Raw genomic sequence first — 21672 nt, forward strand, 5'->3', positions numbered from 1 at the left:
TTCTCCATCCCTCACGGGTGGTGATGGAGGCTCCCTGACAAGGGCTGGTCATGTTTTCTCTTCAGACGATCTTCGGCTCGGGCAAGCAGTTCTACGCTTTGCTGGAGGACGCCGCGGTTGCGGCGCATGAGAGTGCCGAGGCGCTGCACGAGATCTTGAGCCCGAAGGCGGAAGCGACCGGGCTCGAGGCGATCAAGCTCGCGCGGCAGCGCCAGAGAGAGGCGACGGGCAAGATCAGCCAGGCGCTGGTCGACAGCTTCATCACCCCGATCGAGCGCGAGGACATCGAGGAATTGCGGGTGGCGCTCTACAAGATATCCAAGCAGGCCGAGCGCTTCGCCGACCGTTACGCTTTCGCCGCCCCCAAGCTCGAAGGCGTCGATTTCGCCCCGCGCGCCGCCATGCTGGTGAAGGCGACGGGCATCGTCCTCGACATGGTGCGCGAGCTGCCGCGGCTCCGGCTCGAGACGATCAAATCGCTCGAGGATCAGCTCCATGCCATCGAGACCGAGGCCGACCGCCTGCTGCTCGAATTGTACCGCGAGTTCTATGCCGGCGATCTGGACGCCGTCCGCATGTTCCTGCTCAAGGAATTCTTCGAGATCCTGGAAAAGGCGATCGACCGGTGCCGCGACGCCGGCGCCGTGGTCTACCAGGTCGCCCTGAAGAACAGCTAGCCCATGCTGCTCCTTGTCCTGATCGTCGTGCTCGTGGCGCTTACCTTCGAGTTCATCAACGGCTTTCACGACACGGCCAATTCCATCGCCACCGTGGTGGCCACCAGGGTGCTGTCGCCGGGCCAAGCGATCGCGCTCGCGGCAAGCACCAACCTGATCGGCGCCTTCTGGGGCACGGCGGTGGCCAAGACCATAGCGTCGGGCCTGGTGGATACGGGCGTCGTCGATGTCACACTCCAGGTGATCCTGTGTGCACTGCTCGGCGGGACGGTGTGGAACCTGATCACCTGGTGGCGTGGCCTGCCGTCGTCTTCCTCGCACGCTTTGATCGGCGGACTGTGCGGTGCCGCCCTTGCCGCGGCCGACAATAACTGGGGCGCCCTGATCTGGTCCGAAACGGTCGGCGACTGGACCAAGAACGAGGGCCTGTTGTGGAAAGTCTTGCTTCCCATGGTGTCCTCGCCGGTGGCGGGCTTCACGCTCGGCGTCTTCATGATGGTCTTTTTGTGGGCGATCATCTCCGGCATGGCTCGAGCCGGCGGAGCCTTGGGCCGCCTGGCGCGCCCGCTCTGGGTCAACGCCATTTTCGGCAAGGCGCAGCTCGCGTCCGCGACCTATATGGGCCTCGCCCACGGCCGCAATGACGCACAGAAGACCATGGGCATCATTGCCCTGGCGCTGTTCGGTGCTGAGAGCTCGGGTGCCCTCGATGGCCTGCCGGCCTGGGCCGAGTTCCTGCGCCCGGATGGCGGCGGTGAAGACATAGATGCCTGGATCATCGTCGCCTGCGCTCTGGTGATGGCGGCCGGCACCGCTGCCGGCGGCTGGCGCATCATCAAGACGCTCGGCCACAAGATGGTGCGGCTGCATCCGATCCACGGCTTTGCCGCCGAGACGAGCTCGGCGACGATCCTGACGATTGCCGCGCATTTCGGCATGCCGGTATCGACCACCCACAGCATATCGACCGCCATCATGGGTGTCGGCTTCGCCAAGTCGTCGCGGGCGCTCAAATGGACGGTGATCGAGCGCATCGTCTGGGCGTGGCTGCTGACCTTCCCGGCGGCGGGCGGCCTCGCTTATGGCCTGCTGTGGCTGCTCGGGCTCATCGGCTGGGCCTGATCACTTCGCCCCCGTACGGCATCCAGACTTGAGTCCGGACGCTAGGCGCGGTCCGGCAGGAATTTGAAAAATACCTAAAAGTAGCATATATTGGTATCAGCGATTGGAGGCCCCGATGTCAAAAAACACATCGATTTCTCTTGGTGACCATTTCGCCGAATTCATCGACGCCCAAGTACAGACGGGCCGCTATGGTTCGGCCAGTGACGTGGTGCGTGCAGGTCTTCGTCTGCTCGAAGAGCATGAAGCCAAGGTTAAAGCGTTGCAGGACGCCCTCATCGCTGGGGAGGAGTCTGGGCCTCCGCGTGCTTTTGACAGCGGAGCCTTTCTGAAAAAGATGCGGGCGAAGCATGGCCGTTAAGGGCCGTGTTTACAAACTCTCACCGCTAGCCGAAGCGGATCTTGAAAATATTTGGCTCTACACCTTCCAGCGATGGTCGTTGGAACAAGCCGATAGCTATCATGCTGCCATAGTGTCGGCCTTCGAGGGATTGGCAGCTGGCACGAAGCGGGGCCGAACAGTCAGCATTCGCGAGGGGTACTTCAAATATTCTGTTGGATCGCATCTCGTCTTTTATAAACTCTCAGATACCGGCATCGATGTAGTCCGCGTCTTGCACCAGAGGATGGACATCGATAGCCATCTATAGACGCAGCAATCGAGCCCTGCACAAATCTCTTTCCAGACGCAGAATCCGACGGGGCGGCCTCGCTTACGACCTGCTGCGGCTGCTCGATCTCACTTCGCCGCGGCCGGCGCCGTGACCGCCATGAAGTTGCGATAGAGCCGCCTTGCATTGGCGATGAAGCCGGGCATCAAGGGCTCGGCTTCCTTCGCCAGGGCCTGCAGCGCGTTGGGGCCCCGCACCTTGGCGAGGGCGGCCTCATAGGCCGGCACCTTGCCCCAATCGGGTATGGTATTGGCCTCGAGCTCGACGTGATACTGCATCGAATAGGCATGCCGGCCGATGCGCATCGCCTGTATGGCGCAGACATCCGAGCGCGCCAACACCACCGCATCATCGGGCGCCTGCGCCACTTTCACGCCATGCCACTGCAGGGCTTTCATCCGGTGGGGAAGGCCAGCGAAGACCGGATCGTTCTGCCCTTCCTTGGTGAGCTCGATATCGAGAATGCCGACCTCGGGCGGGCGCTGCGGCCCGCAGGTGCCATTGAGCGCATCGGCGAGGAGCTGATGCCCAAGGCATACGCCGAGGAACGGCCGCTTCAGGTCGCGCACCCAGCGGCGGATGGCGCGCTTCTCGGGGATGAGCCAAGGGTGTTCCTCGACCTCCCACACATCCATGGGCCCGCCCATGACCCACAGCATGTCGTAGGACTCGAGCGGAGGGATGGCTTCACCCTCATCGAGCTCGACCTTGTCCCATGAGATGCCATCCTCCGTGAGGAAGCTGCGGAAGACGGCGGGATGCTCGCAGGCGAGATGCTGAAAGACGAGGAGTTTCATAGGCACTCATCCATGTTGGCTCGGTGAAGCAGTCTATCCATGAGAAGAGGCTGACGCAAACGACTGCGCTGTCACGATATGGCGATCGATATCCGCGACGTCGTCGACATGGTTTCCGTCGAGATCGAGGCCTCCCCAGGTCTCCAGACGGTGCTCCACTTGGTGCCGGCGCTTGAAGTCCTCCGCTTCTTCATTGGGGTCGAAACCCAATTCCCGCGCCAGGCGGATATTGGGGCCACGCCCGGAAGGGCGCGTGTGAATGACCGGCGTTGCATCGACGATGGCGATCGAGCGTTGCGGATAGCCCAACAGCTTCGGAAACAGTATGTCGGGTCCCCATGATGTGACGGTGGCGCCGAAATAGGGAGCGCAGACCCGCAACGCTTCCCGCGAGAAGCAGGCCGCCATGATCTCGACGAAGGTCGTGTATCTGAGCTTCATATGCGGCCGCTGAAGTGTGATCCTGTGGGAGGCATAAGATCCAGCACCAAGCGCCGGCTGCGCGAGGTCAAGCCCAAATTTCGCGACGATCTCGAAAAAGCGGTTGAGTGTCGGCAGGTCGGCCGCGAGATCGTCATCCGGCAGCCATATCCAGTCATAGTCATCGATCCTTTGGCTGAGCTTCTCGAGACAGGCCATGGTACCGATCGACTTGGTGCCCTTCTCGAAGGACAAAGTGATATCGGAGCTGCGGATGCGATAAGGCCGGGTGAGCCCGCCGAAATAGCTGATATGCAGATCCCAATTGCGGCTTTCGGCGCGTCCGTTCAGGAACCATCGCGGATGCAGCGACTGGTCGCCGGCGCGCAGGATAACGAGGACGCGCCTCTCCCCTGGTGTGACCGGCAGGATCATGCGGCGGCATATTCAAGAAAACCGGCCGGGCTCGGAAATTTCTCGTTCATTTTTGCAACGCTCGATCGGCACATCAAGCGGCAACAGATAGTCTATAGGCCGGATGGCTTCAACCGCGCATGGACGACGTAGCGTAATGGCCCTCTGAATGTGCCATCGAGCGGCCAGCAGGTGGCGAGCGCCAGATTGTATCCGCCGGCCTGAGCGTCGATATTCGAACGGTCCCAGCGCACGATTTCCGCAGCCGTCATCTCATAGGTGAAGGTGAGGCCGTCACTGCGGGTGACCTTGATTTCATCGCCGGGCTTGAGATCGCCGAGGAAGCGGAAATGCGTGTCACGATGCGCGGCGAAGACGGACGTGCCGCGCTCGCCCGGCTCAGCCGTCTGATCGAGATGGCCGGGACCGAAAGCAAGCGCTTGCCCGCTGCCGCCGGCAAGCACGATCGATGACGCGGCAAGGCGCGGCACACGGATGCGTGCGACGGGCCAGGTGTCGGCCCAGCGCCAGGGCTTGACCGGCTTGCCTGTGACGACGCTTTGGGTGAAGGCGCGTTCGAGCAGGATTTGCGCGAGCTCCGCCTTCGCCTTGATCCACAGGCCTTCGCCGAGGAAGGCAAGGCCCAAGGCGGCGCTGAGGAAAGCCATCAGGAGCCACACACTCGCCGGCTTCGGCCTCTCCTCCGGGGGAGAAGAGGCCTGTGTCTGCACCTGGAACTTCCGGAATCCCATCCGGGCGCGGCGCGAGCGCCGCATCCAGAAGGCGGGAAGCGTGTCGAGCTCCGCTGTCATGCGAGCCTCGCACGCCGGGCGAACAACGCGAAGATGAGCGCGAGGAGCGTGAACAGCGCACCGAGGAGCATCAGGAGCTCGGACGGCGTCGCCGTCGGCGGCAGATCGACGGTCTTGATCGCATCCTTCTGCGCGCTGACCGGGTTCTTGGTCATGGCGATCAGCGTGACATCGAGCTTGGCGTCGCGTTCGAGCACCGGGGGCGCGCTCTGCTCCGTGCCGAAGACCTTGTCATAGTCCCAGCCGGCCGGGAGATTGAGCGGGATCTCGGCGCGGGTCAGCTTCTCGCCGGGTTGGCGCGCCGGGGTCTTGTCGACCGCGACGAGGCTCGAGACGCGGCTGACCAGATGATGCTCGAGTGCCAGAGCGAGGATGCGCTTGTCGGCTTCCTCAGGCGTGATCGTGCCCATGGTCTGCGCCACTTCGGCGTCATCGATCTTGCGCCTGGCCCACAGCTTGGCGATTCCTTCGCCTTTCTCCGCTTTGTCGAGCGGCAGTGCCAGCGTCCAGTCACGCCCCGCAACCTCGGCCCTGAGCTTGAGCATGCCTTTGCGGTCCGGCATTTTCATCAGGACCATCACCGGCTCGCCCTGATAGACATCGGGCAGCGGCGATGGCGTCACTTCCGCCTGAGCCTGGTCGAACTCGGCTTTGAGATTGGTCACCGCCGGATTTTCGAGCTTGGCGAAGAGCTCGCGCATGCGGTCCTCGACCTGGCCGCCTTCGCCGATCATGGCATAGGCGCCGCGGCCGAGCTCGGCGGCGCGCGTCATGAGGAAGGAATTCGGCGCCGAGCCGATGCCGACCATGAAGACGCGTGACCGCCCGCGCATCATCGACAGCACGTCGAACATCTCCTGTTCGTTGGCGATGGCGCCGTCGGTGATGAAGACGACCTGGCGCAGCGTCGTCCGATCGTCCGGCCGCGCGTCGCGCAAGGCGGCGCGCAGAGGTGGGATCATCTCGGTGCCGCCCGAGGCCTCGAGCCGTCCAACGAAGCTCTTGGCGGTCTGCACATTGTCGCGGCTCGCCTCGACCGTGTCCGGGAACAGGATGTCCATCGTGTCGTCGAAGCGCACGACATTGAAGCGGTCCATGGGATCGAGGCGGTCGAGTGCATAGATGAGGCTCGCCTTGGCCTGCGACATGGAGGGCCCGCCCATCGATCCTGAATTGTCGATGACGAAGACGACATCGCGCGGCTGGCGCTTCTCGGTCGCGGGCTGCACCTGCGGCGTCACATAGGCCAGGGCATAGTCGCTGCCATTGATGCTCTCGGCAAAGAGGCCGATCTGCGGCTCGGCACCCGGCAAGGGTTTCCAGGTGAGCTCGAAATCGCGGTCCGCGAATTCGGGGTTCGACAGGGCGATGCGTTTCGCGCCATTCGCCAGCGCCTCGGCCGTGACATCATGGAAGGAGCTCTGCACGTCGCCCAGCGCGAAGCCGGGATTGAGATGGACGGTGAGCGTCAGCGGATTGACCGGCGCGGATTTACGCGGGTCGAGCACCGGGGGCATAATCCTGTCGCGATCGAGCACGCTGTCCTTGACGGTATAGAATTGCGCGTTCTCGGAGACGACGATCCTGGGGTCCGGCACATAGCGCGGCGCCACCACGGTCGGGACGCGCAGCGCGAACAACCCGCCCGACTGGCGGATTGCTTCCTGATATTCGATCTGGATGACGATGGTCTCGTTGGGGCCGATATTGGCCACTTGGTTGGTGAAGATATTGGGACGCTCCTGGTCGAGGAGGGCGACCTTCTGGCCCTTGGCCTTCGCCTCCTCATAGATCTGCTTGGCTTCCCGGCGCTCCTTGATGTCGCCCATGATGATGCGCTCGCCGATCACCATCTTCAGCGTGTCGACGGCGGCATTCTCGGGTAGGGGGAATACATAGGTCCCCTCGATCCAGCCATTGGTCGGATTCCTGAAGTGCTGGGTCAAGCGGGTGCGGGCGATGGGCCCGGTTATGGTGATGTCGAAGTCGGTGGCGACCCGGGGCGCTTCGACATACTTCCCGGGCTCGTTGGTTTTGAGCAGCAGGGCGCCGGTGCCCATTTGCGATGGGGATACAAAGCCGGCGGAGGCACTGAGCGTCATGGCGATGACGCCCAGCAGTGTGAGCAATATTCGGTACATGGGATTCCGCTCCATAACGGCCTGTCCGCAATCGGGAGGCCGTGGCTTCATCATGTGGGATTGCCTGCCCATGCGTCGCGAGCGGGCAATCCGCCATTCTTTGGCCGCCGGTTGCCGCTATGGAGCGGTCCTTGCCTTGTTTTAGACAGGGCGATGTGGAAATGTACGGTTTTGTACGGCCTGGATCCTCACCTTCTCATAGCCATGCTGTTTCAGAGTTGATCCCTCCATGACCGACCAGACCCTCTCGGTTGAAGACAACGACGCCGTGGCGGACATCGTGCGCGAGGCGTTGGCGCGGCGGCGCATCACCCGCCAGTATCTCGCCGACCAGGCGAAGATCAGCCTCTCGACCTTGGAAAAGGCGTTGTCCGGCCAGCGCCCCTTCACCTTGGCGAGCATCGTGCGCCTCGAGGCGGCGCTCGGTCTCACCCTCAGGAAGCCGTCATCCGCCAAGCAGGCCGCCGCCGCACGCCACGCCGGCATCGCGCCGGAAGAACTCGGCTCCTATGCCAGGCGCGCGGTGTCCTGGATCGAGGACGACTATGTGACGGTGAGGCCGTCCTTCTCCAATCCCGATTCGATCTATGCCTACCGCACCTCGATCGCCTGGCATGACGAGAGATCACATCTCGTCTTCCGCGAGAGCGAGCGCGTCGATGCCGCCTTCACCCAGAACGGCAGCGTGTCGATCCCGCATCAGTCGGGCTACATCTATCTCATCACCAACAAGTCCGGGCAGTATCGCTTCATCATCATTTCGCGCCCGACGATCGCCGGCGAGATGTTCGGCATCCTCACGACCTTGCAGTCCGGCCGCGGCATGAGCCTGATGCCGGTCTCGACTCCCATCGTCTATGTGCCGGTCAAGACCATCGGTGGCGATCCGGCCTTCGGGCGGATCGAGAAGGGCCACCAGGCCTATGGCAAATACCGGGGCTTCGTGACCCGGGCGCTGGAAGAGCCTTTCGCCCTGCTGATCACGAAATAGCGAGTCAGTGCCGGCCCTGCGCGTGCAGCTCTTCGGCAATGGCTGCGATCTCATTCGTCCAGATGCCGCCGGAATAATTCGATGGCAGGCGCTTGAGCTCTTCGGTCGAATCAATGCCGGTGGAGAATTCGCCGCCATGATAGGGGCCGAGAAGGAAGACCTGCGTGCCGGCTTCTTCCATGCGGTCGAGGAAGCGGTCGGGCCAGCCCCACAACCATGGCGCGATGTTGACCGGTACGAGAAGCGCCGTGTCGCGGCAGGCGGCGGGTAGCAACCCCGTCCAGCCATAGGACCAATAGCGAAAGACGCAGTCTTGCAGAGTCTGGCGCGACAGGATCGTGATGTCGGGCAGGCGTTGCTTCACTTCGGTCAGCGGCCTATGCCCGCCATAGACGATGAGCGCCTTGCGTCTTTCCGGCGTCAAAGTTGTGAGTGTCTCGGCGAGCTTTCTGCCTTCGTCAGGATCGTTGCTCTTCACATTGATGATGAAGCGCTGCGTGGGAAACGTGCCGAGAACCTCGGTGAGCGTCGGCATAAGGCCCAAGCCCTTGCCGCGGAACGGATAGGTCTTGCCGCCATCGGCGGTATAGCCATAGCCGATATCGAGCGCCTTGAGTTCCGTCATGCTGTGCTCGCGCGTGACGCCTTTGCCGTTGGTGCGGCAATCGAGCGTCCAATCGTGGAAGACCGCGAACTGGCCGTCGGTCGTCGGATGGACGTCGAATTCGACGATGTCGGCGCCAGCATCGAAGGCGGCCTTCATCGAGGCGATGGTATTCTCGAGGAATTCGTGCCGCGGCGGGAATATCCGCGTCGCCGTGCAGGTGTCGTTCTGAAGCCCGGCCGAATCGAAACGCTGCGCCATGCCGCGATGGGCGAGAAGCGTCGGCTTGCCGCTTCGCAGGCCCGTCAGGAGATTCGTATTGGCCATGAAGACAAAGCCGGCAAGCCCGGCAACGGCGACAAGCGCGCCGCGCAGCCATTTCCGCATGCGAGACTCTCAGAGCGAGGTGAATTTCGCTCTGTACTGCTCACGCAATTGGGCTTCCGTATGGCCGATGTCGTAGGCCGGCGACAAAATGAGGCTCGCCGTTTCGATATCGACACGCACCACGGCCTTCATGATGTCGGTGTAGCCCTTCCAGCTGCTGAAGACGGCGAAGAGGGGCGCGAATTCGGGGGCACTCCTGGCGAACATGTGAGCGCGGCCGCGTACCCTGACCGCCTTGCGCGCCAGCACGTCGAGGAAATTGATCTCGACCGTCGGACGCTCGGCGATATTGCCCATGGTTTTGGGCGAGCGGATATGGCCGAAGGCGAGCTGCCGGTCGTTGAGCACGACGAAGGTGCCTTTGGGCGAGAGATTGGGCGTCCCGTCCTGGTTGACGCTGGCGACGAAGCCCAGAGGGTAGGTCGTGATGAGCGATTTCATGTCGTCGGTGAGCATGCGCGGATCCTATCCGATCTTGAGGCCTCTGTTCAGCGCCCGATGCTTGTGGCAGAAGTGGACTGATGAAAAGAGCCACATCACACAGAGAGGGACAGTCCACTTTCGGCGAGGCGGCGCTCGCCGGCATCAGTCTCGACCGGGTCGACCGCGAGCCGCTGCACCGCCAGCTCGCCAGCGAGCTGAAACGCCTCATCCTGGCCCAGGCCATCGCCCCAGGTGCCCGCCTGCCGTCGAGCCGCCTCTATGCCGAGGAGCTCGGCGTGTCGCGCGCGACCGTCGTCGCCGCCGTGGATGAGCTCATTGCCGAGGGCTATGCCGAAGGCCGGCATGGCTCCGGCGTCTTCGTGGCGCCCGATTTGCCGGACCACGTCCTGCGGGCGGCGGAGCAGGTCGCGCCCTTGGCCGAGACGGGGCTGCCGCGCCCCGACGAGGTCAGGCCTTTCCAGCCGGCAGCGCCGGAGCTGGCGCTCTTCCCGCACGAGCAATGGGCCAAGCTCATGCTCAAGACCTGGCGCAACCCGATCCGCGAGCTCCTGGCCTCACCCGATCCCTTGGGCTGGGCGCCGTTGCGCCTGGCGATCGCGGACCACTTGCGCGCCTTTCGCGGCATGCGCTGCGCGCCGGAGCAAGTGGTGATCACCAGCGGGGCCGGCGAGGGGCTCGAGCTTCTGGCCCAGAGCATCCTGAAGCGCGGCGACAAGGTCCTGATCGAGGAGCCGGGCTATGTCCTGATCCGCCGCACCTTCTCCGAGCTCGGTCTCAAGACCGTCTCGATCCCGGTCGATGAGGGCGGCCTCGACATCGCCAAGGGACCCAAGGACGCACGCGCCGCGGTGGTGACGCCCGCCCGCCACTATCCCCTCGGCATGACCATGCCGCTCGCCCGCCGCCTGGCGCTGCTCGACTGGGCGCGCGCGCGCCGCAGCTGGATCATCGAGGACGATTACGACAGCGAGTATCGCTATCACGGCAAGCCGCTGCCGGCGCTGATGGGCGTCGACGACGCGGGCGTGGTGATCTCGCTCGGCTCCTTCTCCAAGACCATGCTGCCGGGCCTGCGCATCGGCTATCTCGTGGTCCCGCATGATCTCCTGCCGGGCCTCTCCGCTGTGATGCGCGAGAGGGGTGCCCGCGTCTCGCTCTTCCTGCAGCCGGTGCTCGCCGAGTTCATGCGCCACGGCCACTATGCCGTCCACATAAGGCGCATGCGCCGGCTCTACACCAGACGCCAGCTGGCGCTGCGCGAGGCGATCGCGCGCCATGCCGATGATGTGCTGGCGACGACGCCGGAACCGGCCGGCATGCATCTGATCTGCAGCCTGAAGAACGGCATGAGCGACCGCGACGCATCGAAACGCGCAGGCAGCGTCGGATTGCTGGCGCCGGCACTTTCCGACTATTTCGCCGGCGAGCCCTTCCGGCAGGGATTGGTTCTCGGCTATGCCGGCTTCGATGAAGCCGTGATCGACGGATCGATCAGGAAACTCGCCGAAGCCTTGCGTTGAACGGAACACGATATGCTCTCACCTGCACATGACACCGCCTTTGATTTTGTCGACAAGCGTCATGGCGACTGGTCGCAATGGAACGCCCATATCTGGGCGCTCGCCGAAACCGCTTGGCGCGAATATCGCTCGGCCGAATGGTATGTGGCGCGCTTGCGGGCGGAAGGCTTTACCGTCGAGGCGGGCTCGGGCGGCATGCCGACGGCTTTCTCGGCGACCTGGTCGAACGGCAAGGGCCCTCGGATCATGGCCTATGCCGAATATGACGCGGTGCCCGGCAACTGCCAGGCAGCCTTACCCTATCGCGCGCCGCGCAAGGGATTGTCGCGCTTCGCCGGCGGCCATACCGATCCGCATTCGGCCCTGGGCATGGGCGCGCTCGTCGGCGCCTTGGCGGCGAAAGCGGCCATGGAGACGCACGGCATCGAGGGCACCATCCGTTTCATGGGCGAGCCCGCCGAGAAGGTGAGGGGCTCGAAGCCTATTCACGCGGCCAAGGGCTATTATGACGGGCTCGATGCCATCATCTCCTTCCATCCTTTCTACATGCTGCCCTATTGCAATACCTGCCGGTGGGATACGCATTGCGGGCCCTATTATGCGGCGATCTACGAGTTCCTGTGCGATGCTCCTGAGACCTGGCTCAAGCATGCGGCCAAGGGACCGATCCCCGCCGCCCACACCTCGGCGCGGGCCCCTGGCGCCAATGACGCGGTCGTCGCCATGTACACGCTCTCCAAGATGATGCGCGACCACATGCTGCCGCATACCGGCACCTGGACGCTGAACGAAACCATTCTCGCCAGCGGCCAGGCGACGGCCGACAATCTTGCCGCCCAGATGGCGCAGATCATGTTCGCAGCACGCACGCCCGACCGCGCGATGCTCGACAGCATCTACGCCGTGCTCGACCGCAATGCCGAGAGCGCGGCGCTCGCCGCGCATTGCCGCTGGCGCCGGCATTGGGTGTCGAAATCGCGCCCCGGCCTCGCCAATCATGCGCTGGCCGAGATCACCTACCGCAATTTCGAGCGTGCTGGCCCGCCGCGCTTCGGCGCCGAGGCCATCGAGGTGGCGCAGGCGATCCAGAAGGAGCTCGAGCTCGAGCCGATGGCGCGTCCCTTCATTCCCGAGATCGAAGAGCTCATCTCGCCGCAAGAGGCCGAGCGAAAGGTGCGCGCCACCATTCCCTCCTGGCAGACGCATTATACGTCCGACGACTATACCGACATGACCTGGCATGCGCCCTCGGTGCGCTTCTATGTCGGCCGCGCCACGCTGAAGGCGCCCCAGGGCTTCGCCTATCCCGACTGGGTGATGAACGCGCTGGGCGGCATCCCTGCGACCATCGATCCGACGGTTGCGACCGCCGCCCGCACGATTGCCGGGACGATGCTCGATCTCATGACCGACGGACCGGCGCTGGCGCGAGCCAAGGCGGAGTTTGCCGACCGTCTCGCCGCGGCGGGCGATGACGTGAAGCCGTGGTGCGACTATGCGCCGCCGCTCGATTTCCCATGGCCCGACTATGTCGAAACGCCGCGCGGACGCGAATGGTGGATACCGGCGACGGCGGAAGACCGAGCTCTGGGGCGGGAGTGACTACGCGCCGCGTTGCGAGCCATTCCGAATCAAAGCGCCGAGATCGCCGCGACCCTTAGCCGCTGGTTTCCCTTCATAATCATGCCCATATCGACGCGCACCACATGCACATGCGTCGCATCATCCTCGAGCTTGCCATCGCCACCGGCCTTACCGTGGCGGCCGTCGTCGCCGTCGTGGTGGCGGCGCATGCCGGCGAAGTCATGGTGTCGGGCGCCTTTGCGCGTGCCTCCGCCACACCGGCGGCGAAAGCGGGCGCGGTCTATTTCACCATCCGCAACGAGGGTGCTGCCGCCGATACGCTCACCAGTGTCGCGACCGACGCCGCGCAGTCGGCGATGCTGCATGAGAATGTCGAGGAGAACGGCGTGGTGAGCATGCGTCACCTCGAAGCGCTTGCGATCGCGCCCAAGGAGACGGTGACGCTCAGCCCGACCAAGCTGCATGTGATGCTGATGGGACTGAAGGCACCGCTCAAGAAGGGCCAGCATATTTCGCTCACCTTGACTTTCGAGAAAGCCGGCCAGGTCAAGGTCGATGTGCCCGTGGGCAGTGTCGCCGCCAATGCGGTGGAGTAGAAACAGCAGGACGCGACGGCTCAAGCGGGGCGATTTCGGACGGCCGAATATCAGGGATTATCAGGGATTATCAGGGAATTTTCGAAAAAATTGCCCGGCTTTAGTGATATCAAGGGGTTAGACTTCCGAGCAGGGAATTCACCGTTCCGGGCGGCGCTAGCCCACAGACGCAATTCTCACACTGGTATTTCCCAAATCCCACGGCTTGGCCCGCGATTGCAACAGGATTCTGCTATCCGACCACGACACCCTTGGGCACCGAGAAGCCGCGCAGGAATTCCTTGACGCCCATGGCGCTCTTGCCTTCCCGTTGCAGGCTGAGGAACCGCACCGCCTGATCGCCGCACGCGATGGTGAGCTCGCCGTCGATCACCTCGCCGGGCTCGCCTTGGCCTTCCACCACTTCGCACCGATGCACCTTGATGCGGAAGGTACGGCCCTCCTGGGCGAGCAGGAACCAGGCGCCGGGGAAGGGCGACAGAGCATGAATATGGTTGCGCACCGCGATGGCGGGCCGCGCGAAGTCGATCTCGCTTTCGGCCTTGTCGATCTTCTGGGCATAGGTGACGCCTTGATCGGGCTGGGCTGAGCAGTCGAGACCGCCGCGCTTGAGCTTCTTCAGCGCCTCGACCATGAGTGCAGCTCCCATATGCATGAGGCTGTCATGCAACTGGCCCGCTGTCGTCGACGGCAGGATGGGCCCGCGGCCCTGAAGGCAGATCGGTCCCGTATCGAGGCCTTCCGCCATGCGCATGATGGTAATGCCGGTCTCCGCATCGCCGGCCATGATGGCGCGCTGGATGGGGGCAGCTCCGCGCCAGCGCGGCAGCAGCGAGGCATGGACATTGAAGCAGCCTTTGCGCGGCGCATCGAGAATGGGCTTCGGCAGAATGAGCCCATAGGCGACGACGATGGCGGCATCGGCCGCGAGACCCGCGAAAGCCTTCTGCTCTTCTGCTGATTTCAGGCTCAGCGGCGTGTGGACTTCGAGATTGTGGGTCAGGGCATAATGATGGACGGGTGTCAGCCGCTCGGCCATGCCGCGGCCCGCGGGCCTTGGCGGCTGCGAATAGACGGCCGCGATCTCATGGCCCGCCTCGATGAGGGCGGCCAGCGTGGGCACGGCGAAATCGGGCGTGCCCATGAAGATGAGGCGCAAGCGTCAGGTCTCGCTGCGCTGAAGCTTCTGCGCCTTGACGAATTTCTTGACCACCCGGTCGCGCTTCAGCTTGGAGATATAGTCGATGAACAGGACGCCGTTGAGATGGTCGATCTCGTGCTGGACGCAGGTGGCGAGGACGCCCGCGCAATGCTGCTCCTTAGGCTCGCCCTGGCGGTCGAGATAGCGCACTTTGATCTCCTTGGGACGCGTCACCATGTCGAAGAATTCCGGGATCGACAGGCAGCCTTCTTCGTAGTCCGACTCCTCCGGGCTCGACCAGGTGATCTCGGGGTTGACGAGGAACAAGGGCTGCTTTTCCTCGCCCTCCTTGGAGATGTCGATCACGACCAGGCGCTTGGGCTCGCCGATCTGGACGGCCGCGAGGCCGATTCCAGGGGCGTCATACATGGTCTCCAGCATGTCATCCATGAGCTTGCGGGTCGCCGAATCGACCGTTTTCACCGGTTTCGACACGGTCCGGAGCAAGGGATCGGGCAGGACGATGATCTCGCGTTTGGCCATGGTGCTTGAGATAGGCGATGGCCGGGAAGGGGTCAATGCGGGGGCTTGGATGCCCTGATTTCAGGGTTTACGGGCGAGATCGAGCAAGGAGCGGGTAAGCCCGAGCTGACGCTCGGCCCCCTGGAGGTCCACCGGCGTACCGGCGATCTGGAAGCCTTCGATGGCGCTCTGCGTGCTCCTTATGGCTTCCTCGAGATCGGCGGTGCTGTTCTTCCGGTAGCCGATGATCTGCAACACCCGACCAAGCTCGTCCTGGGTCTTGGCCCAGGCCAGCGTGGTCGATTCCTGCCGCTGCACGCTGAGGGACTCTCGGAAAGCCTTGACGGCTTCTTCCAGACGGGCCGTTCCGCTCTCACGCCGGCCGAGCTTGTAAAGCGCGCGGCCCAGATTGTATTGCGCCTCGGCCCAGCCCTCTGGATCGGTTTCGCGCGAACGGATCTCCAGCACGACGTGGAAGGCGGCGATGGCTTCTTCGAGCCTTTCCGCTGTCAGGTCATTCCCGCCAAGCGCAAGAAGGCCGGTCCCGACTTTATATTTTGCACTCGCCCAGGCATCGGGGTCACGCGCGCGCAAATCCCCGCTGAGCGCATTGCGAGAGGCTGCCTGCTTCCGCCTCGCGTCGTCGGAAAGTCGCGACGCCTCGCGCAGCGCCTTGTCGATCTTGGTCCAATATACGGGGAATCGTGTCTGCGGGGTTGCATCGAGCGCCGAACGGAACACGGAGGCCGCGTCATCGAACAGAGCGGGATCGCTCTTGAGCTTGCCCAGGGACTTGAGCACCAGCCCGAGATTATATTGGGTGACAGCCCAATCAATCGGGGCGAGGTCGGATCGGCGCACCTCGAGTGCCGCCCGCAAGGCGGCTGCCGCCTCGTTCAGGAAGACTTCGCTGTTCTCGCGCGTCCCGATCGCATAGAGCGCTCCACCCAGATTTTGCATGGTCTGTCCCCAGCCTTCGGGGAAACCTTCACGGGTGCGCTCCGTCAACGCCGCGCGATAGGCGGCAACCGCCTGGTGCAACTTGGCGGTCCCTTGCTCTTTCCTGCCCAGCGTATGCAGCACGGTGCCGAGGCCGTGTTGCACGGCCGCCCAGTCTTGCGGCTTCGTTTTGTGATCGTACACGGAAAGCGTCGCGCGAAAGGCCTGAGCAGCCTCTTCATATCTTGTCGCGCTGTCCTCGAGGATGGCGAGCTCCAGCAGCGCGTTGCCGAGATCATATTGTGTTGCCGCCCACTGGCCCTGCGGATCGCCAGCGCGGCTTGTGAGCGCGAAGGCTTGTCGATAGACCTCGATCGACTTTTGCAGGGTTTGTTTGTCGCCTGTTTCATAGCCCTGATGTTGCAGCATCGAGGCGGCGTTCATCTTGTACTCCCAGGCCTTGTCGACATCCCATTTCTGGGCCAAGTCGAATGCGGCTTCATAGTCCTGGGAGGCTGCGAAATAATCGAAAGCAAGGCCACCTGCACTGGCGCGCCGCGCATAGACGGCGGCATCGGCGAGGCGCTTTGCCTTGAGCTTCGCTTCCGCCCGGTCGACGGCGCCTTGCGTGGCGGCGACGCGAGTCACCGCCTGGTCGAGGAACTGCCTTGCCGTCGCGATGGCGCCTTCGGCAATGGCGCGGTCCGCCGCGGCGGCGAGACGGGTGATCTCGGGGTCATCGGCTTCGAGTGCCTTGCGCTCCGCCATCATCGTCTTGAGCTTATGGGCCTGATCGCGCAGGAGCTTCTCCAAAGCTTCCGGATCTTGCGGCATCTGCTTCTCGCCGAGAGCCCTGAGCACGCCATAGAGCGCATCGAGCGGCACACCGCCGTCCTTGGCGATGGTCTCGACCTGCAGCCGGCCGGCATCGGGCAAGGCGGCGATGGTGAGCAGCAGCTGGCGGCGCTCGCCGGTGATCAGCGCTTCTTCGCCTTTGGGTTCCTCAGGCGTTGCGCCGAAATAGAGGAGTCGCCTCAGGCTCTCATTCACCCAGGGCCGCTGCCGGCCTTGCGTCTTGAGATAGACCTCTTCCGTCACCATGCGCATGACGGTGCCGAATTCGGCCCCCTTCATCGCCGAGAGGTGGCGGATGAGGGCCGCGGCATAGGGGCTGTTGGCCCCTTCCGCGCCGTCGAGCGCCGCATGGCCGGGCTCGGCGGCATAGCCGATGACGATGCCAAGCGTATCCGTCGCGGCTGTCGCTTCAACCGGCACGGCGCCCTTGGGCGCGCCGAGGCCGGTCGCGCCGATGGGCACGCCCGGCGAGGCAGCTTCCGTCTTGACCAGCGTGCCCGGCGGGAACGGATTGGTGCGGCAGGCATCGATGAGGAGGATGGTGACCGGCACGCTCTGCCTGATCTTCTCGATCGTCGCCGACAAGGGGGCCAGGCGCTCGCCGGCATCCTCGAGTGCTGCAAGATCGGCATCGACGGGGAGCAGGTAGTTCTCGCCGCCAGCCTCGATGCCATGGCCGGAATAATAGATGAGCGCGACGTCGGCACCTTCGGCATCCTCGGCGAAGCGCTCGAGATCGCGCTTCAGTTTCACCGCATCCCGGTCGGCCACAGTCCTCGCCTCGAAACCGAGACCGGTCAGAAGTTGGGTCAAAGCGCGCGCATCATTACCGGTATTGGCGAGCGGTGGCAGATGGCGATACCCCGATTGCCCGATTACCAGGGCGACGCCGTTCAGCCGCGGCGCCTCCTCGGCCAGCGCGAGCGAAAAGGCGAGGCCGAACCACAGCAGGGCTGCGCAGAGGAGGGCCGGGATCTTGGGTCTTGCCGTCATGGACCGATCCGCCATCAGAGGAGCGGCTATTGGCCATCCTTGCCGTGGCGTCATCATGACAGCCCAAAGGCGCGGTCAAGGCAAGAGCGAAGGAACCCTCTCCGTTGCCGGAAAGGGCTGCAGGTCGGTTCAGCCTATCGAGCGATCAGACCCCGGGCGGGCAGCGCTTCTCATGAAGGAGTATATCGGTCTTGATGCAGTCTTCGGGTGCGGCGGCGGTCGGCGTGACCGCCGGTTCGACGGCCTCCGGCGCGCTGGCTTCAGGCGCGCTGGCTTCGGGAGCAGCGGTGGTTTCAAGGGTGACGCCTTCCGGACACCGTTTCTCATGGAATTGCACCAATGTGACGATGCAGCCTTCCTGCGCGGATGCGCCCGAAAACTGAGCGCTTGCGCCGGTGTAAAGCAGGGCTGTCGCCGCTCCGGCGAGACACATTCCTAAGAATGAGCCTAAGAATGAGAGTTTCATGTTTTTTCCTCCTTTATGAGCACATGGACACCGCGCTTACCCTGGGGCAGCGAGGCGGTGCGATGGGGAGTCAACGGCTATCTGAGCCTCTGGGTCCAACCGACTTGCCTTTTGCCGGTCAAGGCCCGATATAGGCGGCGGGAGGTTGGCGGCGGACGTGTCGCTCGCCAACCGGGTCAGGTCCGGAAGGAAGCAGCCCTAACGAGTTTGGTACGGGTTGCCCGTCCAGCCTCCCGCCTAACCATAACCGGCAGGCTCGCCAGTGACCGAAGAGACAAGCGGCGCGAGCGCCCACGGTTATCGCGTTCTCGCCCGCAAATACCGCCCCCAGACCTTTGCCGACCTGATCGGCCAGGAAGCGGTCGTGCGCACCTTGTCCAACGCCTTCGCCACCGGCCGCATCGCCCAGGCCTATATGCTGACCGGGGTCAGGGGGGTGGGCAAGACGACGACCGCCCGCCTCATCGCCCGCGCCCTCAATTACCCGGGCGGTCCCTCGATCGACATGCCGGAAGTGACGCCCGACTGCGAAGCCATCCTCGAATCCCGCCATATCGACGTGATCGAGATGGACGCCGCTTCCAATACCGGCGTCGATGACGTGCGCGAGATCATCGAGGGCGTGCGCTATGCCCCGGTCCAGGCGCGCTACAAGGTCTATATCATCGACGAAGTGCACATGCTGTCGAAGAACGCCTTCAACGCGCTCTTGAAGACGCTGGAAGAGCCGCCGCCGCATGTGAAATTCATCTTCGCCACCACCGAAATCCGCAAAGTGCCGGTCACCATCCTGTCGCGCTGCCAGCGCTTCGACTTGCGGCGCATGGAGACGCAAGTGCTGATGCAGCTCTTCGCCAAGGTCGCCAAAGCCGAGAAGGTGGCGATCGAGGACGAGGCCTTGCGCATGATCGCCCGTGCCGCCGAGGGCTCGGCCCGCGACGGCCTGTCGCTCCTCGACCAGGCGATCGCCTATGGCAGCGAAGAAGTGAAGGCGGCCGAGGTCGGCGCCATGCTGGGCCTCATCGACCGGGCGCGGGTCATCGATTTGTTCGATGCGGTGATGCGGGGCGACGCCGCGGCCGCGATCAAGGAGATCGAAGCGCAGCATGAGGCGGGCGGCGACCCGCACACGATGCTGAGCGACCTCGCCGATTTCGTCCATTGGGTGACGCGCCTCAAGGTGGCGCCCAGTGCCGCGGCCGATGCCTCGCGCAGCGAGGCCGAGCGGGTGCGCGGGCGCGAGCATGCCGAGAAGATTTCCATGCCGCATCTGACCCGCGCCTGGCAGATGCTGCTGAAAGGCCTGAAGGAGATCGAGCTCCATTCCGATCAACTGATGGCGGCCGAGATGGTGCTCATTCGCCTGAGTTACGCGGCAAGCCTGCCAACGGGTGAGGACCTGGTGCGGCTCGCACGCGAGACGGCGCCGCCCTCGCGCGACGAGCGCCCGTCGCCGCGGCCCGAGCGGGACATCCCGCCACCCACTGTCGAGGATGGCCAGCTCGCAGTGGCGTCAGAGCCGCAAGAGCGCCAGCCGGCGGAGCGCCCCCGAGAGACCCGTCCCTTCGCTCATTTGCGCGACGTCGTGGCCTATATCGGCGAGAAGCGCGACATCAAGCTCAAGAACCAGGTCGAGACGCTGATGCGGCCCATAAGGGTGAGCCCCGGCCAGATCGAGGTGGCGCTCGAGGCTTCCGCACCGCCTGGTCTCCCGGGCGAGCTCGCGCGCAAGCTCGAAGCCTGGACGCAGATGCGCTGGATGGTGCTGGTGACGAAGGACGGCGGCGAGAAGCCGCTCGCCCAGCAGAACAAGGACCAGCGCGACACGATCTTCCGCGAGACCCGCGAGCATCCCGATGTGCAGGCGATCCTCAAGCGCTTCCCCGGCGCCGAGATCGTCGATGTGCGCGATTTTGATGCGGCCGCACCCCTGGCCGATGACCCAGCAGCTGAGAAGGATTGAGACGAGAGATGAAGAATCTTGGCGCCATGATGAAGCAGGTGCAGGAGATGCAGGCCCGCATGCAGGACATGCAGGCGAAGCTCGGCCAGATGACGGTCACCGGGCAATCGGGCGGCGGTCTGGTGAAGGTGACGCTCAACGGCAAGGGCACGCTGACCGGGACCGAGATCGACCAGAGCCTGCTCAAGGCGGAGGAGAAGGAGATCCTCGAGGACCTGATCGTCGCCGCCCATGCCGACGCCAAGGGCAGGCTCGAGCAGCTTTTGGCCGAGGAGATGAAATCGATCACCGGCGGGTTGCCCTTGCCGCCCGGATTCCAGCTGCCGTTCTGACCCAGGGATCCATATGCGGCGCACCACCGGCCCCGAGATCGAGCGGCTCATCCAGGTCCTGGCCAAGCTGCCGGGGCTCGGGCCGCGCTCGGCCCGCCGCGCCGCCCTCCATCTCATCAAGAACCGCGAGAAGCTCCTGGTGCCCTTGACCTCGGCGCTCGAGGAAGCGCTGGACAAGGTCACCGTCTGCTCCGAATGCGGCAATGTCGACACCAGCGATCCTTGCACTCTGTGCCGCGATCCGCGCCGCGACCGAACCGTGATCTGCGTCGTCGAGGAAGTGGGCGACCTGTGGGCGCTGGAGCGGGCGGGCGCCTGGAGCGGGCTCTATCATGTGCTGGGCGGAACGCTCTCGGCCGTCGAGGGGGTGCGCCCTGAGGATCTCTCCATTGCCCGGCTCGTCGAGCGGGCAGGGCATGAAGGCGTCAAGGAAGTGGTGCTCGCCGTCAATGCGACCGTCGAGGGCCAGACGACGGCGCATTATATCATCGACCGATTGAAGGATCTGAACGTCGCCACATCGAGGCTCGCCCATGGCGTGCCGGTCGGCGGCGAGCTCGACTATCTCGACGAAGGCACGCTCACCCAGGCGATGCGGGCAAGGCGGCCGTTTTGACTTACCACCCTCTCCCCGCAAGCGACCTTGCTCCGCCGAAGCGAAGCACCTTGCTCCATCGAAGCGAAGCACCTTGCTCCATCGAAGCGAAATCTCGGCTTCGCGAAGGCGAGAGCGCCGCGGGGAGAGGGTTAAAACGTCAGCTCTGCTCGGTCTTTTCCGCTGGCGGCGTTGCTTCCTTGAAGGTCTCTTCCTCGATGCGGATGCGCCAATAGAGGATGGCGGCATTGGCGATCGAGAAGCCGATCGCATACCACAACATGCCGAAGACCATGGGCAGCACGAAGATCTCGAGCGCCACGACGATGTAATTGGGATGGCGCAGATAGCGATAGGGGCCCCGGGCGACGAGGGGCTCGCCCGGCATGACGATGATGCGCGTCGTCCAGCGATCGCCGAGCGCCGCCACCACCCAGCCGCGCAGGGCTTCGATCGCCAGATAGACGAAGAGCCAGGTCCAGTTCACCTCATTGTCGCGCGCATAGATCCACAGGCCGATGATCCAGGCGGCGTGGAGGACGACGATCAGCCAGTAATGGCCGCTGCCCGCCTCATAGCCGCCGCGCGCGAGGAGGCGATGGGTATTGCGCCGCGCGATATAGAGCTCGACCAGGCGCTGCAGCGTGACGAGCGAGAGGATAGTGAAATTGAGCCACATCAGGAGG

Annotated in this window: 22 protein-coding genes and 1 other RNA gene; 12 read left to right on the top strand and 11 right to left on the bottom strand. The window is 64.1% G+C overall.

Annotated elements, in window-relative coordinates; all coding sequences use genetic code 11:
• Nucleotides 1-50 precede the first annotated feature (50 nt).
• The 4 genes from DS839_RS27055 to DS839_RS27070 all read left to right on the top strand — a co-directional run bounded on the left by DS839_RS27055 (nucleotide 51) and on the right by DS839_RS27070 (nucleotide 2449).
• Nucleotides 51-677, top strand: a complete 627-nt coding sequence (locus tag DS839_RS27055) for a DUF47 domain-containing protein (protein WP_119273620.1) — start codon at nucleotides 51-53, stop codon at nucleotides 675-677.
• A 3-nt stretch (nucleotides 678-680) separates the two neighbouring features.
• Nucleotides 681-1799: an inorganic phosphate transporter gene (locus DS839_RS27060; RefSeq protein ID WP_119273621.1), complete on the top strand. Its 1119-nt coding sequence runs from the start codon at nucleotides 681-683 to the stop codon at nucleotides 1797-1799.
• Nucleotides 1800-1914: 115 nt separating this feature from the next.
• On the top strand, nucleotides 1915-2160 hold the full coding sequence (locus tag DS839_RS27065) for a type II toxin-antitoxin system ParD family antitoxin (RefSeq protein ID WP_119273622.1): 246 nt from the start codon (nucleotides 1915-1917) through the stop codon (nucleotides 2158-2160).
• A complete protein-coding gene (locus DS839_RS27070) occupies nucleotides 2150-2449 on the top strand; it encodes a type II toxin-antitoxin system RelE/ParE family toxin (protein ID WP_119273623.1) in 300 nt (99 codons plus the stop codon). The genes DS839_RS27065 and DS839_RS27070 overlap by 11 nt, the downstream gene beginning before the upstream one ends.
• 89 nt (nucleotides 2450-2538) lie before the next feature.
• Here the strand turns inward: DS839_RS27070 and DS839_RS27075 are convergent, their stop codons facing one another.
• The 4 genes from DS839_RS27075 to DS839_RS27090 all read right to left on the bottom strand — a co-directional run bounded on the left by DS839_RS27075 (nucleotide 2539) and on the right by DS839_RS27090 (nucleotide 7054).
• Entirely contained in the window at nucleotides 2539-3267 is a 729-nt protein-coding gene (locus DS839_RS27075; protein WP_119273624.1) for a type 1 glutamine amidotransferase, read from the bottom strand.
• A gap of 33 nt (nucleotides 3268-3300) precedes the next feature.
• Nucleotides 3301-4122 (bottom strand): DUF707 domain-containing protein, encoded by an 822-nt coding sequence (locus DS839_RS27080; RefSeq protein WP_119273625.1) that lies wholly within the window; start codon nucleotides 4120-4122, stop codon nucleotides 3301-3303.
• Between the two features lie 92 nt (nucleotides 4123-4214).
• On the bottom strand, nucleotides 4215-4769 hold the full coding sequence (locus DS839_RS27085; RefSeq protein WP_119273690.1) for a class GN sortase: 555 nt from the start codon (nucleotides 4767-4769) through the stop codon (nucleotides 4215-4217).
• A gap of 140 nt (nucleotides 4770-4909) precedes the next feature.
• Nucleotides 4910-7054, bottom strand: coding sequence for a marine proteobacterial sortase target protein (locus DS839_RS27090; RefSeq protein WP_162918832.1), 2145 nt, complete (start codon nucleotides 7052-7054; stop codon nucleotides 4910-4912).
• Between the two features lie 229 nt (nucleotides 7055-7283).
• On the opposite strand from DS839_RS27090, the gene DS839_RS27095 reads away from it, so the two are divergent.
• Nucleotides 7284-8045 carry a helix-turn-helix domain-containing protein gene (locus tag DS839_RS27095; RefSeq protein ID WP_119273627.1) on the top strand — a complete coding sequence of 254 codons (762 nt, stop codon included), beginning with the start codon at nucleotides 7284-7286 and terminating at the stop codon, nucleotides 8043-8045.
• A gap of 4 nt (nucleotides 8046-8049) precedes the next feature.
• Here the strand turns inward: DS839_RS27095 and DS839_RS27100 are convergent, their stop codons facing one another.
• Both DS839_RS27100 and DS839_RS27105 read right to left on the bottom strand, forming a co-directional pair.
• A complete protein-coding gene (locus DS839_RS27100) occupies nucleotides 8050-9036 on the bottom strand; it encodes a glycerophosphodiester phosphodiesterase family protein (RefSeq protein WP_119273628.1) in 987 nt (328 codons plus the stop codon).
• Between the two features lie 9 nt (nucleotides 9037-9045).
• Nucleotides 9046-9492, bottom strand: a complete 447-nt coding sequence (locus DS839_RS27105) for a pyridoxamine 5'-phosphate oxidase family protein (protein WP_119273629.1) — start codon at nucleotides 9490-9492, stop codon at nucleotides 9046-9048.
• 65 nt (nucleotides 9493-9557) lie between these two features.
• Here DS839_RS27105 and pdxR point away from each other — a divergent pair, with 65 nt between their 5' ends.
• From pdxR to DS839_RS27120, 3 genes are all read left to right on the top strand, one after another.
• On the top strand, nucleotides 9558-11000 hold the full coding sequence (pdxR, locus tag DS839_RS27110; RefSeq protein ID WP_119273630.1) for a MocR-like pyridoxine biosynthesis transcription factor PdxR: 1443 nt from the start codon (nucleotides 9558-9560) through the stop codon (nucleotides 10998-11000).
• Between the two features lie 12 nt (nucleotides 11001-11012).
• Nucleotides 11013-12602, top strand: coding sequence for a M20/M25/M40 family metallo-hydrolase (locus DS839_RS27115; RefSeq protein WP_119273631.1), 1590 nt, complete (start codon nucleotides 11013-11015; stop codon nucleotides 12600-12602).
• A 104-nt stretch (nucleotides 12603-12706) separates the two neighbouring features.
• Complete coding sequence (locus tag DS839_RS27120) at nucleotides 12707-13180, top strand: copper chaperone PCu(A)C (protein WP_119273632.1); 474 nt, start codon at nucleotides 12707-12709, stop codon at nucleotides 13178-13180.
• Between the two features lie 232 nt (nucleotides 13181-13412).
• Here the strand turns inward: DS839_RS27120 and fmt are convergent, their stop codons facing one another.
• The 4 genes from fmt to DS839_RS27140 form a co-directional block, all read right to left on the bottom strand.
• A complete protein-coding gene (gene fmt / locus DS839_RS27125) occupies nucleotides 13413-14324 on the bottom strand; it encodes a methionyl-tRNA formyltransferase (RefSeq protein WP_368911950.1) in 912 nt (303 codons plus the stop codon).
• Between the two features lie 18 nt (nucleotides 14325-14342).
• Nucleotides 14343-14864: a peptide deformylase gene (def, locus tag DS839_RS27130; protein WP_119273634.1), complete on the bottom strand. Its 522-nt coding sequence runs from the start codon at nucleotides 14862-14864 to the stop codon at nucleotides 14343-14345.
• Nucleotides 14865-14924: 60 nt separating this feature from the next.
• A complete protein-coding gene (locus DS839_RS27135; protein ID WP_162918833.1) occupies nucleotides 14925-17630 on the bottom strand; it encodes a caspase family protein in 2706 nt (901 codons plus the stop codon).
• Nucleotides 17631-17775: 145 nt separating this feature from the next.
• A complete protein-coding gene (locus tag DS839_RS27140; protein ID WP_162918834.1) occupies nucleotides 17776-18096 on the bottom strand; it encodes a hypothetical protein in 321 nt (106 codons plus the stop codon).
• Between the two features lie 140 nt (nucleotides 18097-18236).
• On the opposite strand from DS839_RS27140, the gene ffs reads away from it, so the two are divergent.
• The 4 genes from ffs to recR all read left to right on the top strand — a co-directional run bounded on the left by ffs (nucleotide 18237) and on the right by recR (nucleotide 21007).
• An RNA gene (gene ffs, locus DS839_RS27145) (signal recognition particle sRNA small type) lies at nucleotides 18237-18333 on the top strand.
• Between the two features lie 25 nt (nucleotides 18334-18358).
• Nucleotides 18359-20059 (top strand): DNA polymerase III subunit gamma/tau, encoded by a 1701-nt coding sequence (locus tag DS839_RS27150; protein WP_119273637.1) that lies wholly within the window; start codon nucleotides 18359-18361, stop codon nucleotides 20057-20059.
• Nucleotides 20060-20067: 8 nt separating this feature from the next.
• The gene (locus tag DS839_RS27155; protein ID WP_119273638.1) at nucleotides 20068-20391 is read left to right on the top strand and encodes a YbaB/EbfC family nucleoid-associated protein; all 324 of its coding nucleotides are present in this window, start codon (nucleotides 20068-20070) and stop codon (nucleotides 20389-20391) included.
• Between the two features lie 13 nt (nucleotides 20392-20404).
• Nucleotides 20405-21007 carry a recombination mediator RecR gene (recR, locus tag DS839_RS27160; RefSeq protein WP_119273639.1) on the top strand — a complete coding sequence of 201 codons (603 nt, stop codon included), beginning with the start codon at nucleotides 20405-20407 and terminating at the stop codon, nucleotides 21005-21007.
• A gap of 139 nt (nucleotides 21008-21146) precedes the next feature.
• On the opposite strand, the gene DS839_RS27165 is transcribed toward recR, so the two are convergent.
• The gene (locus DS839_RS27165; RefSeq protein ID WP_368911951.1) at nucleotides 21147-21668 is read right to left on the bottom strand and encodes an isoprenylcysteine carboxyl methyltransferase family protein; all 522 of its coding nucleotides are present in this window, start codon (nucleotides 21666-21668) and stop codon (nucleotides 21147-21149) included.
• Nucleotides 21669-21672: the final 4 nt, after the last annotated feature.

It is taken from the genome of Taklimakanibacter deserti, assembly GCA_003574785.1.